The organism is Pseudoalteromonas sp. SWYJZ98, from assembly GCF_015864495.1.
Classification (GTDB): domain Bacteria; phylum Pseudomonadota; class Gammaproteobacteria; order Enterobacterales; family Alteromonadaceae; genus Pseudoalteromonas; species Pseudoalteromonas distincta.
Genome location: NZ_JADYXA010000094.1, coordinates 1 through 1,342, shown reverse-complemented (window position 1 = coordinate 1,342; position 1,342 = coordinate 1). Strand labels below are relative to the sequence as shown.

Genomic DNA, 1,342 nt, shown 5'->3' with positions numbered 1-1,342 from the left:
CGGCCAGCAGGGGTGTCTTCGGGGTGTTCTTGCGGGCCATTAGGAAGGGTCTTTCTGTGTTTGTGCACGATGGTTCCACTTCGCGCGGACGGCCGCCTTTTGGTCTTCGGTGACGTGGCCCGGCCAGTTGGACACGACAAAGCGCACACCGCAGGGGTTACAGCAGACCGAGAAGACGTCCACTGGGTCAGGGCCGAAACCACCGCCAGGGTTGTGGCCCAGCCGTTCGGAAGGCGCACCCCCGCAGAAGGGGCAGGGTGATAAAGTTATTTCGCACATGCGCAAATTCTAGCTTATTGCGCAATCGCTCACAACCACCCATCGGCCAACGCGAAAAAACTGTTGCGTACACCTAAACTCTGCGATAGTCTTACGTCACCCCAATGAGCCCCACGGAGGTGTGCTCATACCAACCCTTTCCCAACAGGCCGCTTACCCACCGGCCCCACGGGGATCACCGCACCGCTGCGCAGCGACACGCATTGGGCCACCTGCACATGGGCGACCCGCAACTCCACCCTGGACGAGTACCCCTAGCCGTAGGCCGCGCAGATGCTCGCGCTGTCCATGTGCACCTTCTCGACCACGGCGCCTTGGGCCGTGAACGCGATGAAAACGAAGACCCAGTTCACGCAACACCTCCAGTCCAGGGGTTCACCCCACCAACAAACACCGACTTTACCGGGTAGTCCATCGGCAGATCAACGGTACGCTCACCGTCCGAGAACGGACTGTACTTCGCCACGTACCCACGAGAGGCGCGAGGCTTCGGCGCGGGCCGAGGCGCGTTCTGCCCGGGGCCCAGCACCCACACGGCGGCGGGTGCCGACTTCTCCGTCGAGCGCTCCCATGCGGTGATGTGCGCCAGGTCATCCTTGTGCAAGGCCCACAGCGCGGCACGAGAACCGCCGTCGGCGATGTCACTACGCCGCTCGATCTCCGCGCACGAGCCCCGGCCGATGCGCTCCAAGGTGCTGACGACGGCTTTTCGCACGGCGCCTTTTGCCGCGATGGTCATTGGGCGCCCCCTTGCTTGCGGGCTGCGCGAGTCACCCAGCGGGGCTCCAGCGCGCTTCCGTTTAGTGCGTTCCACTGGCGATAGAACCCTTCGACTTGGTGTTTCAGCAGTGGGTTGTTGTCGTTGTCCGCTTGGGTTTCTGCTTCACCCAAAAGCACCCAGAATGAGTGCAGCACGTTGTCGCGCTCGGAAAACCACCGCGCCGCATCCTCCAGCACGCTGTCTGCCTTGTCCTTCTCCGCGCAGCGCGCAAGAATCATCGCCTGCAGTTCAGGGCTTCCAAAGCTGGACGGCTGGCTGTCTGCCGGGGGTGCTGGCTGGGGT

At 63.2% G+C, this 1,342-nt stretch carries 3 protein-coding genes; all 3 read right to left on the bottom strand.

Features of this window, described 5'->3' with window-relative positions; all coding sequences use genetic code 11:
- Nucleotides 1-39: 39 nt before the first annotated feature.
- Nucleotides 40-279: a Lar family restriction alleviation protein gene (locus tag I6F10_RS20580; protein ID WP_114488608.1), complete on the bottom strand. Its 240-nt coding sequence runs from the start codon at nucleotides 277-279 to the stop codon at nucleotides 40-42.
- Between the two features lie 349 nt (nucleotides 280-628).
- Nucleotides 629-1,018: a hypothetical protein gene (locus I6F10_RS19945; protein ID WP_114488609.1), complete on the bottom strand. Its 390-nt coding sequence runs from the start codon at nucleotides 1,016-1,018 to the stop codon at nucleotides 629-631.
- On the bottom strand, nucleotides 1,015-1,342 hold a 328-nt coding region (locus I6F10_RS19940; protein WP_197099309.1), incomplete at its 5' end, for a hypothetical protein. The genes I6F10_RS19940 and I6F10_RS19945, both read right to left, overlap by 4 nt.

Coding starts and splice junctions, on each gene's coding strand:
- I6F10_RS20580 (WP_114488608.1), bottom strand. CDS start 279: ATGTGCGAAATAACTTTATCACCCTGCCCCTTCTGCGGGGGTGCGCCT.
- I6F10_RS19945 (WP_114488609.1), bottom strand. CDS start 1,018: ATGACCATCGCGGCAAAAGGCGCCGTGCGAAAAGCCGTCGTCAGCACC.